This is a genomic window from Koromonas humicola, from assembly GCF_059726255.1.
Genome location: NZ_AP040873.1, coordinates 4,525,648 through 4,539,905, shown reverse-complemented (window position 1 = coordinate 4,539,905; position 14,258 = coordinate 4,525,648). Strand labels below are relative to the sequence as shown.

Below are 14,258 nucleotides of genomic sequence, written 5' to 3'. Positions count from 1 at the left end.
CGACAGCTAGCTCTTTCGAAGTGTCATTAGACTGCTCGTTGCGGCGCTCGTCATTAGGAGCAGGTCCGTAGCAGCAACTATGAGCTTTGAACCCCTCTCGACCTCGAGAGTAGCCATCTGAACCGTGCCGCAGAAGATTCCAAACGGAACCGATGATGTCAGGCAAGCGTTGCGCACCTTCTCAATGGCTGCCGAGACCTCAGGATGGCCGATCTGGCCTATGAGCCCCATGCTCGCCGAGAGATCGTAAGGGCCGACAAGCACCGCATCGATGCCCTTGACCGAAAGTATCTCGTCAATGTGCGCCACTGCCTGTTCGTGCTCGATTTGCACAACGAGTCCAACCGAAGTGTTTGCCCGCTCCACGTAGTCGGCGAACTTAAGCCCGTATCCATGAGCACGGCCGATCCCGACACTCCTTGCACCAAGCGGAGGATACTTCGCACTTCGCACTGCGGCCCTTGCCTGTTCCGCATCATTCACCAAGGGGACAATCACTGCATCGCAACCAGTATCGAGTGCTTTCTTGAAATGCTCTGGGCTGTTGCCTGCTAGACGTAGAACAGTGAAGGCGCGTCCGGCCACTGCCTGCGCGATGGCTTGTGCGGCTGGAACATCGATCGTCGAATGCTCCAGGTCAACAAACAGCCAGTCAAATCCGCTAAGAGCGAGAGCTTCGGCCACCTCTGGCGCGCGAACACTCACAAGCGTGCCGATCATGGGACCGGGGCGACTCATCGCTTCAATGAAGCTGCATTCTTGGTTCATGTCCTTTGTTCCGCAAACATTCTATCCGGTGACACAGCTCAGGCATCACGTTTATGACCTCAGCGTCATCCAATTTTCCATGCACGAACGGCGCATCCTGAGCACATGGAAGGAAATCGCTTCCTACTTACATCGGGGAGTCAGGACTGTCCAGCGATGGGAACTGACCTACCGCATGCCAGTGCAGCGGCTTGGCTCGGAAGCATCGGTCTTTGCCTATGCAGATGAGATTGATGCCTGGTTGCAGCGCACCAAGGTGGACGGTACAGCGTATGTGCGACCGACGCTGATTGTGCTTGATGTGATGACACCGAATGCCCTTTCCACCCTCAAGCTTGAGATGGAATGCGCGAAGTTCAACGTGCTCACTGCCTTCACTTCCGCCGAATTGCTCTCGACCGCCGCTCGCTACGATGTCGATGGATTCGTGATTGATTCCGTCCTCCTCGACCAGCATCCTGCCGACCTCGGACGCGAACTGAAGCGGCTGTATCCAAGCAAACTGCTCGTCCTGGTTGGTGACGATCCTGTAGATGTGTACGACGAACTCGTGGCGGCTGGGAACTCGGCGGCGCTCGTTGAGTGTCTGGTGAAGAGGTTGGGTATGCCTCGCCTTGTGTAGCGAAATGCTCAAACAAAAAAGCCGCAACTGCATTTGCGCATTGCGGCTTTTCACTTTTTGCACCTAGTAGCGAATCCTAGAAAGGTTAGTGCTTGAAGACTCCCAGGAAGGTCGGGGCATGCGCATCGACCATTGCGATGCCTTTGTTATTTTTCTGGCTTGTGCCGTAAACCGCCGCCCATAGCAGCTTGTTCGTTTTCGTGTCCATGCCAAGTTCGTAATACACCGGTTGCTTCGGATCGCGCTTGATGAGGTCGGCTCCGCCGTGTTCTTTCGAGAGCTTCGCCACCGTGTCTGAATCAACCATCACGTCCATTGTCGTAAACGTCAAGACGGTTGCCCCAGCGGCGTAGGGATACTCGCGGTTAGCCGTAACACCGAACGCAGGACTTTCCTTTAGCAAGCTTCCGGAGCACATATATGTCCGCGATAGCCCACGGCTGGCCGAAGCAAAAGTTGCCTTCCAAACCGTAGCTTTGCCATCCTGCCCGTTTGATTCGGCATTGATAACAGACTCCACATGATAGGGCAGCGCGTCGGGTTGCCATTTCAGCGCCATGTAGGCCATCCGCTCCAGACACGGACGCGCGGTCAGCAAAGTGACCTCTTTCTTTTCTGTCGATTTCGCAGTCTGGGGCGAAGTGGCTTTGGGAGGCTCTGATCCACAGGAAGAGAGAAGAAGAACACCGGCTAGCAGCGACAAGAGCACTCGAGAATTCATAAATCACCCTCGTGACGTGATTCCCAAGAACTGAAGAGCGCCCCTACTCTACTCCCGCTAGCCTACGCCGAGCCCTTCTTTCCTGCTGAAAACGAAAATTCTTTCCCGAACCGGAGCGGAACTACCGAGAAGCCTTCGAATTTAGGCTGCAATAAAGATCAGATTGTCGGGATTTGCCATCGACGGTCGCCAGCTCCTGATTCCGAAAGCGGTTTATTCATGGCTGGCGAATCAGCCTTCGAGAGATTGCGCTTGAACAAGTTATGCCAAGACGTCTGCTGCTCCGCTCAATTTGCGGCCGATGAGCTTTGCAATCGTGCCGGCGATCGCAAAGCCGACTGCACCGGCAAAACAAACGATTGGAACCAGGTGGAATTCTTGCCAATCCTGGCTATACACAATGGCACTGTCGGGCCCATCCGGAGGGTATAAGAGGGCTACTTTGCTGTGGGACATTTGCTCAACCCGGCTTTTCCAAGCTGCACAGTTGTTGGTCGAGATTTTAAAGCGAGTTGATAGTACATGGGGAGTCGTGCCTACGACATACCGAACCTTGTACTCCGCACTGCACATCGGCTCTCCTTCTTCGTCACTTTCATGCAGCAGATTGGCTGAAGTGACTTCCCCATCAACTTTTATCCACGCGGAAGATTGGTAGAGATCGTATCCAAACGCCCCGATTGCAATGAACAGGGCAAGTCCGGCAAGAGCCTGCATTGCCGTGCCAGTTGGCTGCAACCACTCTTTCCATCCTTCGGGAAAAATACGCATGAGGCGACGCCTTTCGATCGAGCAACATGGAATCAAGATAATTTGACAATTAAAGTTTGGAGCAGATCAGAAAGCAACTTCAATTCCGAGACCGAGGCGCGAGAAGTAGACCGCTGAAGTCTTCGCAAAAAAAGCCCGCGATGTTCCGCGGGCAGTCGTTTTGAGGAAGAGTTCTTACCAGACGTGGCAGGCGTTCACCGGAACCATGGGATCGCCCGGCTTGCATCCGAACGCCTTGGGGAATTCCGGCGAGTTCTGCACGGTGCCGATCACGCGGAACTTTCCGGGTGAGTGCGGATCGGTCAATGCGAGTTCGCGAGCGCGCTGCGGCGTCACGTTTTCGCACCACACCTGTGCAAAGCCGATGAAAAACCGTTGCGCCGGAGTGAATCCGTCGATCGATTGATTCATCTTGTCGCCAAGCTGCTTGTTCATGGCCATGAACGACAGCTTCAGGCCGCCGTTGTCCGCCGTGTTTTCACCTAGCGTCAGCTTGCCGTTCAGGTGAACTTCTCCCTTGTCGTCGCTTACGGAGACAAAGCTCGAATACTGATCGGCAACACATCCGGCGCGCTTTTCGAACTCAGGTCCATCGGCCGGGCCCCACCAGTTGGTGAAGTTTCCATCGCCGTCAAACTTGCGTCCCTGGTCGTCGAAGCCGTGCGTCAGTTCGTGTCCGATCACCACGCCGATACCGCCGTAGTTCACCGACTCATCCACCTTGGCGCTGAAGAAGGGCGGCTGCAGGATTCCGGCCGGGAAGTTGATGTTGTTTTCGCTCGGGCTGTAGTAGGCGTTCACCGTCGGAGGCGTCATGCCCCATTCGGTCTTATCCACCGGCTTTCCAAGCTTATCGAGGTCGCGCTTGATCTCGAATACGCTAGCTTCGCGAGCGTTGCCCATGAAGTCGTCACGCTTGATCGCAACCTTGCTGTAGTCCTTCCACTTGTCCGGATAACCGATCTTGTTGGAGACCTTCGCAAGCTTGTCGTTGGCGGCCTTCTTCGTCTCAGGGCTCATCCATTCCAAGCTCTGGATGTCGTCGCCCATCGATTTCTCGACGGCCGCGACCAGAACGTCCATGCGCTGCTTGGCTTCCTTGCCAAACGCCTTCTCCACATAGATCGGTCCGAGAGCTTCACCCAGCGCGTTGTCGGTCATCGACGAGCAGCGCTTCCAGCGAGCTTCCAGTTCCTTCTGTCCGGAAAGGTACTTGCCCTGGAATTCGAAGTTCTCTTCAACGAAAGGCTTCGACAGTAGCGAGGCCGATCCCTTCACTACGCGCCAGCGCAGATATGTCTTCCAGTTGTCGATCGGCTCGCTGACAAGAAGCCCGCTCAGCTTTTGGAAGAAGTCAGGGTTTCCCACGTTGAGCGAATCGAAATTCTTGGAGCCCACCAGCTTGAAGTAGCGAGGGAAGTCGATTTCCGGAGCCTGCTTGGCCAACTCGGCAATCGTCATCTTGTGATCGCGGTTCTTCGGATCGCGGCGCGCCACTCGGTCCATCGAGGCTTCGGCGATCTTCGTTTCCAACGCGAGCACTGTCGCAGCATCCTTTGCTGCCTGCGCCGGGGTTTCACCTGCGAGCGTCAACATCTTTGTGACGTGGTCGATGTACTTGCCGCGAACTTCCGTCATCTTGGCGTCTTGCTTCAGGTAGTAGTCGCGGTCGGCCAGCGTCAACCCACCCTGGTCCAGGTGAGCGATGTTGATGGTGGAGTTATGCAGGTCTGCTCCCATTCCAAAGCCGAAGAGGGAACGGAGTCCACTTGCCTGCATTTCTGCCAGAAGGTCCAGCACCTGCTGCTTGTTGTTGACGGCTTGCACCTTCTTCAACCAAGGCTCGATAGGCTTGATGCCCTTGGCATCGATCGTCTTCTCGTCCATACAGGAGGCGTAGAAGTCGCCAACCTTCTTCTCGTTCGCCGTGTGCTTGCCCGGCTTCGCCGCGTCTTCCAGAATCGAATGCAGCACGTAGAGGTTGTACTCGCGCAGTTCGTCGAACCGGCCATAGCGAGCCTTGTCAGCGGGAATAGGATGCGATGCACGCCATCCGCCGCAAGCGTACTGATAGAAATCCTGGCAGGGATTGGCCGTCAGGTCCATTGCCGACTTGTCGAAACTTACCGGAGCCGGAGGGGTGGCCTGCGCCATCGCAGCGCTACATGCAAGCAGAGCCACGGAGAAAATCTTCACAAAACGCATTCGGAATCTACCCTCAATTCAAACGCCGTAAAGGACGCGCAGCACCCTAAAGAGGCGCATAGACGCGACTAAAAATCCCTTTTCGGTGATTCTTGCGAACTTATCAGGAAAGTAGCCGAATTGCGAGTGGCCGTAATAATTCTTAACGATTTTCCGATTTACCACGCGCGAGGAGGTGAGCTTGAGCGCAGAGGTGATGCGAGACGGGGCTCTTCACCCCGTCCCATTTAAAAGATGTGCAGCTTGATGCTCAGGTATCTCTTGGGATCCTGACGTATCGCTTTCACTAAATTGTTGCTCTCGGCCATCAACTTATCCGTGTTGTTGTAAAGCGATGGATCTTTCAGCAGCTTTCCAGCGGTGCCCTGTCCGGCCTCTAATTGCGTCGATATGGTTGAGAGGTTCGTCACCAGGTTATCCAGCTTCTTCGCGAACTCCGGATCTTTGGCGAACTTGCCGAGTCCACCCTCGCCGCGATTGATCGAGTCCATCAACTGATTCGCTTTCGCCAGCGTCTGATTGGCGTTGTCGTAAAGAGAAGGATCCTTCATGAACTTGCCGATCGTTCCATTGCCATTGTTCACGTTGTCGGCGATGGTGTTCAGCTTGTCGATCGCGCCATTCGCGCGCTCGTAGAGCGAGTCGTCATTCATCAGTTTGCCCAGGCTGCCGCGGCCATTGTTAATGTCCGTCAGCATGTTGTTCACCTGCGCAACCGAGCTGTTCATGTTGTTGTAGAGCTGCTTGTCGTAGATCAGTTTTCCGACCGAGCCCTGCTGATCTTCAACCGCACCAACGATCTTGTCCACGCGCTTGATCAGCACGTTCAGGTTCTGCAGAGTCGTCTGCGAACTGCGCACCACGTCCTGAATATCGGGTACAGTCTTTGACGGCAGCTCAGCGCCGTTTTGTGCCACCGCGGCCTTGGCTTGGGTCGAATCAATGTCTATGAAGGTCTCGCCTAGTACGCCCGAAGTCGAAAGCAGCACCTGCGAGTCCGCATGGATGAATGGCTGGAACTTCGCGTTGATCTTCATCCGGATTTCTACCGGAGTGCTTGCGCCGTTCGCGTCGTGATGGTTCACCACGCGGATGTTTTCAACGTTGCCGATATCGACGCTCTGCAACCGCACTGGCGCGCCATTGCGCAGCCCACCGGCGCTGTCCGTGTAGGTCACGTAGTGCAGCGTCGTCGAAAACAAGCCAGTGGTACCGCTCATCAAAAAGACGAGGAACGCCAGAACCATTGCGGCGAAGACAACGGTCAGCCCAACTCGAAGCTGAGCCCAGTGAAGTTGCTTTTGACTAGGCACGGTCTCTCCAATCGCGACTGCTTCGAATCATAACAAACCTGAATTGGTGCTTAGCGATTTGGACCTTCATTCCGACTCCAATAACACTTCGGCCATGGCCATGCTCTTTATGTGCGTGATCGAAACCAGCGCACGCGTTACGCCCAATCCATCAGCGATCTTCTTCGCCACGCCACCAAAAACGATCACCGGCTGTCCGCTCGGCGCTCGCGAGACTTCGAAGTCTCGCCATGCCACGCCCCTGCGCCACCCGGTTCCTATCGCCTTCATTGCCGCTTCTTTGGCGGCAAACCGCCCGGCAAAACGCTCCATGCGATTCGGTTTCGAGTCGCAGTACGCGCGCTCGGCCTCAGTGTATATGCGCGTAAGGAAGCGCTCGCCATGACGCGCGATTGCCGCCTCCATCCGGTCGACCTCACAGAGGTCCACGCCAATTCCTACAATCATGGTGTTCAGGGTACACCGAAGCCTTCCGCTTCGTGTCTTTATCAATTAGATGCAGAACCGAATTGCCGTTCTGAAAAAGCGCTTCTACCCGACTTCCACCAGCCCATAACGGCGGTTCCAGTGGCTCTTCAGATAATGCATGACCATCCGCTTTTCCCCTTCGGTGGCCTCCGTATTCGATTCCTCCAGCAAGCCGCGCGCTTCGCGTTTCGCCAACTCCAGCAAGCGGCGGTCGCGAATCAGGTTTGCCACCCGCAGACTCGGCATGCCGGCCTGCTTCGTGCCAAAGAACTCACCCGGCCCACGCAGTTCCAAATCCTTTTCAGCAATCTCGAATCCGTCGTTCGTGCGAACCATCGTGTCGAGACGCTGCTGCGCATCCTCGCTGATCTTTCCGCCAGTCATCAGCACACAGTAGGATTTCGCACTGCCGCGCCCGATGCGTCCACGCAGTTGGTGAAGTTGCGACAACCCGAAACGCTCGGCATGCTCGATCACCATGATCGACGCATTTGGCACATCCACGCCGACCTCGATCACCGTGGTAGCCACCAGAATCTGCACCTCTCCGGCCTTGAAGCGGCGCATGATCTCATCTTTCTCATCGGCGCTCATCCGCCCGTGGAGCAAGCCAAGCTTCATCTCCGGAAAGACCTTCTTGCGCAGCTCGTCATACATTTTGATAGCCGCTTTCAGGCCGGTATCCTTCTCGTTCTCCTCGATCACGGGATACACGACATAAGCCTGCTGCCCCGCCGCGACCACCTTGCGCACAAACTCCCATACTTCTTCGTCGCGTTCGTCGGGCACGACACGCGTGCTCACCGGAGTTCGTCCTGGCGGAAGCTCATCAATGATGCTCACATCGAGGTCGCCATAGAGCGTCAGCGAGAGCGTGCGCGGAATCGGCGTTGCCGTCATTACAAGTACGTCCGGCTGCACTTCGCTGTTCTTGCGCATCAGCTTCATGCGCTGCAAAACACCGAAGCGGTGCTGCTCATCGACGATTACCAACCCGAGTCGCTCGAACTCAACGTTGTCCTCGAGTAGCGCATGAGTTCCGATTACGATCTGCGCGTGCCCGTGCGCCACGTGATGACGAATTGCGCGCTTGCGATCCTGCTCCAGCGATCCGGTCAGCAACACTACTCGATATCCCGCAGGCTCCAAAATCCTACGTGCCGAGAGATAGTGCTGCGTAGCGAGGATTTCGGTCGGAGCCATCAGCGCGACCTGGTATCCGTTCTCAACGGCAATCGTCGCGGCCTCGAATGCGACGATCGTCTTGCCGGAGCCCACATCTCCCTGCAACAACCGCCGCATCGGAGACGGATGCGCCATGTCCTCGGCGATCTCCTTGAGCACTTGCTTTTGCGCACGAGTGGGATGGAACGGCAGCACGTTCTTCAGCGCCGCCCGAACTTGATCATTAATCTCGAATGCAATTCCGGGCTGCAGGCGCGCTTTGCGTCGTTTCAGTTCCAGCCCCAACTCCAGGAAGAACAGTTCCTCAAAAATGAGCCGCTGGTGCGCGGGAGTCCTCGCGGCCTGCAGGTCGGCAAAGTTCTCTCCCTCGTCGGGCCAATGCACATGCCAGAACGCATCGGACCGGGGAACCAACCCTAGACGCGCACAAATTCCTGCCGGAACCGCATCTGCGACATCTTCGGGCATGTGTTCCAGCGCGGTCCGAATGGTGCGTCGAAACCAGCGCGCATTCAGCTTCCCGGTAGCTTCGTAGATAGGGACAATTCGCCCAATTTCGAGCGATTCGAACTTCTTTTGCTCCTCGGTTTCAACCGGCAGTGCACCGTCCTCTGGAGGTTCATGCAGAATCTCGAACTGCGGCTGAACCATCTGCAGACCACCGCGTCCAAAGGTCGAATACTCGACCTTGCCATAAAGCGCGACCAGCGCACCCGGCTTGAACTTGCCTTCCAGGTAGTTTCCGCGAAACCAGATGCATTTCAGCTTGCTGCGGCCCTGTCCGGCGGTCATTTCAAAGATGGGCAACCGGCGAGTGCGCAGCAGCGCGCTTCCACGAACCTCGGCGATCACCGAGGCCATCTCCCCGGCCTTCAGTTGCTCGATTGTGCGCGGATTGATCCGGTCTTCATATCTGAACGGCAGATAGTAAAGCAGGTCTTCCAGAGTATGGATACCCTTGGCGGCCAGGGTTTCCGCAACCCGCGGCCCTATGCCTTTCAGGTACTGCACTTCTGTACGTAACTCTGGCATCTCTCGCATGTTAACGCATTGCGGTCATTCTCTGTCCGCGTCCCGCTGGGGGAACGCGCTCTCATTCAGGAAGCAGTTGTTCTGCCAACTTTTCGCGGCCATGCGGTGTCCAAATACTTGTGCCGGGAAACTTCTGGAGATCGCTCGCGGCAGTATTGATTGGGAATGCGATCTACTTCGCCTGCTCGGGTTATCTTCCCCCGGCTGCCCGCCACAATACCGCCGGACTCGACCTCGGCCTCGTGGTGGACTTCTGGTTTTGTCTAGTCGTAATGGGCCTGCTGGAACTTTGGTACCGCCACAAAAAAGAGATTCGAAGGCCGCGTTAAGGTAGTATGGCTTATCGGCATCACCAGGCTGCTTATGCAACGGATAGCCATCCTATACGACGCGAGTCAAGCGGTCTTATCCACCTTCGACCTCGATGAAGTTCTGAATCAGGTTCTTGCCATCGTCCGTGACTACTTCCAGTTACGAAGTGGCAGCATTCTGTTGCTGGACGAAGGATCGCAGCGGCTATACGTGCGCGCGGAATTCGGCGCAAATCGCACTTCTCCCGACTTCTTTGTCCCATTCGGCAAGGGCATCACAGGACTAGCGGCCAAGGCACGTCGCCCCATCTATTCACCTGATGTCACAACCGACCCGCGCTACATCTGCTATATGCCTGATACTCGTTCCGAGCTGGCGATCCCGCTCATCGTGGGCGATCAGGTAGTAGGCGTTCTGGATTGCCAAAGCGACGAACCGCGCTACTTCGATAACGAAACCGTCGATCTTCTTACACTTTTTGCCACCCAAGCCTCCATCGGCTTGCAGAATGCCAAGCTCTACTCATTGCTTCAGCGTCGTGCAGCCCAGATCGAGGCCATCAATGCGATCGCCAAGCGCACTACGGTCGATCAGGATCTAAAGGAGCTGCTGGACCGGCTCTGTACGCAAATACCGCAGTCGTTTCCCGTCGAGCATGTAGCCATCATTCTTCGCGACGAAGAGGGCGACCTTGTCCTGCGGGCGCAAGAAGGCGTTCTCGAAGCCAAGCTTACGGTGGGTGACGTCATTCCGCCTGAGTACGCCGGAAACGGTACGCAGTTGCATCATTCGCAAGTTTGCGGAGGCTCCGAGTACTTTCCGACAGCAGTCGAAGAAGTTCGCATCCCGCTGATTTCATTCGGCGAAACCGTCGGCATTCTGGTCTGCCTATCCACACAGAAGAAAGCATTTTCGGCCAACGATATTCAGGCGCTTGAGTCTGTAGCAGACATTCTGGCCACCGCATCGCAGAATGCCCGATACGTCGATCACGTTCGCCAGCTCGCCTATCGCGACGGCCTGACGGGAGTGTTCAATCGCCGCTATTTCGAGTCGCGCCTGATTGATGAAGTCACCCGCGCCGCCCGCTACGGAGGCGGCGTCAGCGTCCTCATGATCGACATCGATCACTTTAAGAAGATCAACGACGAGTTTGGTCACATGATCGGTGATGACGTGCTGCGTGAGATTTCCGACGTCTTCATCCACCAATTGCGCAAGGTGGACGTCGTTTGCCGGTACGGTGGTGAGGAGTTCGCGATCATTTTGCCGGCCACCCAGTCTGTATCTGCTGCCACCGTGGCCGATAAGCTTCGCCGCTCTGTCTGCAACACGAAATTTACTGGCGTTCCGTATTCAGTAACCATCAGCGTTGGAATAGCCGAGTTTCCGGCCAACGGCATCAAGCGAGACGAGATCGTCGGGGCAGCCGACATTGCGCTCTACAACGCAAAGGCTGGCGGACGTAATCGCGTCAGCCTCGCGCCTTGCTCCAAGGCATCTGCCGCAGGCGAGTAGCTGCGATTTGGCCCTGCAGATTGACAGCCGGAACTCGTCACCTTACGCTTATCTGAGAAGTTACCCTTGTATCTTCTTGCCCGATTTGGGCGTCTAATACTTACCTATGTCTTTCCGTTCGCATCTTCGCTTCCATACAGCTCTGCAGCTTGCCCTCGCTCTTGAGAGCGCAGAAGAAACTCTCGTCGGCGGCCAGGCCGTTCTTGAAGGCGTCATGATGCGCTCCCCGCACGCTTGGGGCATCGCAATCCGCAAGCCCGACGGGCAGATCGCGACTCATTCCGAGCCGCTTGAAAAAGCCAGCGACAAAAAGCCGTGGAAGGCTTGGCCTTTCGTCCGCGGCATTGTCACCCTAGGCTCGGCTATGGCTTTGGGATTCAAAGCTTTGCGCTACTCGGCCGACGTAGCTCTTGAAAACGAAAAGACCGAAAGTGGTGAGAAGCTCGAAATGAGCGGATGGGCCATGACCCTGAACATCGCGCTCTCGCTCGGCTTCTTCATCTTTATGTATAAGTTCCTGCCCTTTGCCGCCGCCCGCTCGCTGCGCCACTGGGCTCCCGAGACCGGAAATTCTGTGCTGTTTGCCCTGGTTGAGGGCCTGATCCGCCTTGGCATCTTCCTTGGCTTCATCTGGCTCACCTCGCGCTGGAGCGATATTCGCCGCGTGTACGAATACCACGGCGCCGAGCACAAGACGGTTTTTGCCTTTGAGAATCACGATCCGCTTACAGCCGAAGCCGTCCAGCGGTATTCCACGTTCCACCCGCGCTGCGGAACCAGCTTCCTGATGACTGTCATGATCATCTCGATTGCCGTGTACGCGCTGGTTCCTGTGCATGGATTCTGGGCCGGATTTGCCTCGCGAATCGTGCTTCTGCCTGTGATTGCTGGCGGCTCGTATGAGATCATTCGGTATGCGGCCAAGAAGCGCTCTTCGCTCTTTGCGCTGATGACCGCCCCTGGACTCTGGCTGCAGCGCATCACCACTCAGCAGCCCGATGACACCCAGGTTGAGTGCGCCATTGTCGCCCTTAATCACGCCATGGATCTCGAAACGAAACATGGCGGAGAAATGGTAATCGCCTAAATGACTGGCACTTCCATCCCGGCTCTTGCGTCGCAGCTTCACCTTTAGCGGCGCCCGCCGCTCTTTGCGCTTTTTTGCCGCCCGTTCCACCCCAAAATTCAGGAATCATCCGGCCGTGCGCGCCCGTCGGCGCCAGCGCGGCCTGAAAGCTCAGGGACACCATGTTTGATCGCTTAGACCAAATTGAGGCGCGCTGGAAGGAATTGAACGAATCCCTCGCCGCCCCCGAAACAATCAACGACTCCACCGCATACCAGAAGGCCGCCAAGGCACAGGGCGAACTCGCACCCATTGTCGAGAAGTATCACGAGTACAAGAAGGTGCAGACCGGCATCGCCGATTCGAGTGCGCTTGTAGCCTCCGAAACAGATCCCGAAATGAAGGCCTACGCCGAAGAGGAACTGCACGGCCTCGAAAACCAGCTCAAGATCGTGGAAGAAGAGTTGAAAGTCCTCCTGCTGCCCAAGGATCCAAACGACGAAAAGAACGTCATTCTGGAAATCCGCGCTGGCACGGGAGGCGACGAAGCCACACTCTTTGCCGCCGAAATCTTCCGCATGTACATGCGGTATGCCGAGTCGCGCCACTGGAAAGTGGAAGTCCTCTCCAGCTCCGAATCCTCTGTAGGCGGACTCAAAGAAGTCATCGCCATCATCGAAGGCAAGCGCGTGTACTCGCAGATGAAGTACGAAAGCGGCGTGCACCGCGTGCAGCGTGTCCCCGACACTGAAACCCAAGGGCGCGTCCACACCAGTGCCATCACTGTCGCTGTGCTCCCCGAAGCCGAAGACGTGGACATCAAGATTGAGGCCAAGGACATTCGCATCGACACCTTCTGCTCGTCCGGTCCCGGAGGCCAGTCGGTGAACACGACCTACTCCGCCGTGCGCATCACCCACTTGCCGACAAACACGGTAGTCAGTTGTCAGGACGAAAAGTCGCAGATCAAGAATCGCGAAAAGGGTATGCGCGTTCTCCGCTCGCGCCTCTACGAACTCGAGCAGGCCAAGCAGCAGGAAGCTCTCGCAAAAGAGCGTCGTTCGATGGTCGGCTCAGGTGACCGCAGCGAGAAGATCCGCACCTACAACTTCCCCCAGAACCGCGTCAGCGATCACCGCATCGGCCTCACCGTCCACCAGCTCGATCAGGTAATGGAAGGCAAACTCCAGCCGTTCGTCGATGCCTTGGTCACCCACTTCCAAGCCGAGAAACTCAAAGGCGAAGCCGCCAACGCATAACAAAACAAGATCTGCAGGGTGCCCCATCCTAAACTCGCGCTGTTCGAGGTTAGGGTGGGGTAGTTGCTTTTTGCCTCTAATTACCTGCCTTTGCCTCTAAGAGGTTTCACGCGCCAATAACAGACCGCTTCGTGAAGCCTGACTACGCCTGAGGAAGATGCACCAGAAAGTGACAGGTGGGATCACCCCGCCTTACGGTCTGCAGGATATCGATTTTCACAGGATGCCCGAGGGCTGCTTCCCAAATCGCCTGATGTGCCGCGCGAGTGCAGTAGCAGTGAATGTCGTTGGGTTTCGATGGTCGATAGTTCGCCGCGGGACAGTAGCAGCCGTTCTTGTTTTCGGCACCGAAGCGAATGTGCACCTTGTCGTCGCCTTCGCGCCACGCCTCGAAGTTGGCGTGATATGCCTCGACAAGCTTGTCGACATTGCCCTTTCCTTTGGCCGCGATATCCTGCTTGAACTGGAACCGTCGGTAGCAACCGCGACCGCAGCCTGAGAGCAGCTTGATCTTGGTTTCTTCATCCACCTCGCTGTCGATGGTTTCCATCAAATCGGTAACCCAGTTCTGAATGAACTTCAGCCGGTTGTCATCGCATGGTTGTTGTGTTTCGGAAACGCCGTTCTTGGTGGCGAGAAGAGCAAATGCGCAGCAGCCTAGATGAAGGAACTTTTTACGATCCATTATTAGACCTCGGAATTTAAGACACCTGAATGAAGTGCGTTCGTATTACGACAACAATTTACGCATCAACGAACCAGAGTCCAAGCGGAAAACCATAGGGTGGGTAGGTGGCCCGGAGTTGGCGTTTTCCAACTCTGGGTGTGTCTCGAATGAGCAGCATGCCTAAGTCGCGAATCCCTGCGCCCTTGCACTCACCGACACTGAGCACGAATCTCACGCAATCGCACAAACCGGAGCCTTGATGAGAGTGAAACAGCCCCAGAGTTGGTAAACCGCCAACTCTGGGCCACCCACGTCGCGCTTGAATTTGACCGCACCGTAGCAAGAGCAAGC

At 56.2% G+C, this 14,258-nt stretch carries 13 protein-coding genes; 5 read left to right on the top strand and 8 right to left on the bottom strand.

Going from position 1 to position 14,258, the window contains the following annotated elements:
• Nucleotides 1-6: 6 nt before the first annotated feature.
• The gene (locus AC6IZD_RS19810) at nt 7-768 is read right to left on the bottom strand and encodes an HpcH/HpaI aldolase family protein (RefSeq protein WP_497785482.1); all 762 of its coding nucleotides are present in this window, start codon (nt 766-768) and stop codon (nt 7-9) included.
• Between AC6IZD_RS19810 and AC6IZD_RS19805 the strand changes: the two genes are divergently transcribed.
• Complete coding sequence (locus AC6IZD_RS19805; RefSeq protein WP_497785480.1) at nt 767-1,390, top strand: helix-turn-helix transcriptional regulator; 624 nt, start codon at nt 767-769, stop codon at nt 1,388-1,390. The genes AC6IZD_RS19810 and AC6IZD_RS19805 overlap by 2 nt on opposite strands.
• Before the next feature lie 85 nt (nt 1,391-1,475).
• Here AC6IZD_RS19805 and AC6IZD_RS19800 read toward each other — a convergent pair whose 3' ends face one another.
• From AC6IZD_RS19800 to recG, 6 genes are all read right to left on the bottom strand, one after another.
• Nucleotides 1,476-2,111, bottom strand: coding sequence for a hypothetical protein (locus AC6IZD_RS19800; protein ID WP_497785478.1), 636 nt, complete (start codon nt 2,109-2,111; stop codon nt 1,476-1,478).
• Nucleotides 2,112-2,372: 261 nt separating this feature from the next.
• A complete protein-coding gene (locus AC6IZD_RS19795) occupies nt 2,373-2,882 on the bottom strand; it encodes a hypothetical protein (RefSeq protein WP_497785477.1) in 510 nt (169 codons plus the stop codon).
• A gap of 174 nt (nt 2,883-3,056) precedes the next feature.
• Nucleotides 3,057-5,087: a M13 family metallopeptidase gene (locus AC6IZD_RS19790; RefSeq protein ID WP_497785475.1), complete on the bottom strand. Its 2,031-nt coding sequence runs from the start codon at nt 5,085-5,087 to the stop codon at nt 3,057-3,059.
• Nucleotides 5,088-5,314: 227 nt separating this feature from the next.
• Nucleotides 5,315-6,400 (bottom strand): MlaD family protein, encoded by a 1,086-nt coding sequence (locus tag AC6IZD_RS19785; protein WP_497785473.1) that lies wholly within the window; start codon nt 6,398-6,400, stop codon nt 5,315-5,317.
• 66 nt (nt 6,401-6,466) lie between these two features.
• A complete protein-coding gene (gene acpS / locus AC6IZD_RS19780) occupies nt 6,467-6,847 on the bottom strand; it encodes a holo-ACP synthase (protein ID WP_497785471.1) in 381 nt (126 codons plus the stop codon).
• Between the two features lie 84 nt (nt 6,848-6,931).
• The gene (gene recG, locus AC6IZD_RS19775; RefSeq protein ID WP_497785469.1) at nt 6,932-9,085 is read right to left on the bottom strand and encodes an ATP-dependent DNA helicase RecG; all 2,154 of its coding nucleotides are present in this window, start codon (nt 9,083-9,085) and stop codon (nt 6,932-6,934) included.
• Nucleotides 9,086-9,240: 155 nt separating this feature from the next.
• Between recG and AC6IZD_RS19770 the strand changes: the two genes are divergently transcribed.
• The 4 genes from AC6IZD_RS19770 (at nt 9,241) to prfA (ending at nt 13,240) form a co-directional block, all read left to right on the top strand.
• Nucleotides 9,241-9,414, top strand: coding sequence for a hypothetical protein (locus AC6IZD_RS19770; protein ID WP_497785467.1), 174 nt, complete (start codon nt 9,241-9,243; stop codon nt 9,412-9,414).
• Between the two features lie 34 nt (nt 9,415-9,448).
• Nucleotides 9,449-10,915, top strand: a complete 1,467-nt coding sequence (locus AC6IZD_RS19765) for a sensor domain-containing diguanylate cyclase (RefSeq protein ID WP_497785465.1) — start codon at nt 9,449-9,451, stop codon at nt 10,913-10,915.
• Nucleotides 10,916-11,021: 106 nt separating this feature from the next.
• On the top strand, nt 11,022-12,002 hold the full coding sequence (locus tag AC6IZD_RS19760; RefSeq protein ID WP_497785463.1) for a DUF1385 domain-containing protein: 981 nt from the start codon (nt 11,022-11,024) through the stop codon (nt 12,000-12,002).
• Between the two features lie 161 nt (nt 12,003-12,163).
• Nucleotides 12,164-13,240, top strand: a complete 1,077-nt coding sequence (prfA, locus tag AC6IZD_RS19755) for a peptide chain release factor 1 (RefSeq protein WP_497785461.1) — start codon at nt 12,164-12,166, stop codon at nt 13,238-13,240.
• A gap of 142 nt (nt 13,241-13,382) precedes the next feature.
• Here prfA and AC6IZD_RS19750 read toward each other — a convergent pair whose 3' ends face one another.
• Entirely contained in the window at nt 13,383-13,925 is a 543-nt protein-coding gene (locus AC6IZD_RS19750; RefSeq protein WP_497785459.1) for a DUF6144 family protein, read from the bottom strand.
• Nucleotides 13,926-14,258: the final 333 nt, after the last annotated feature.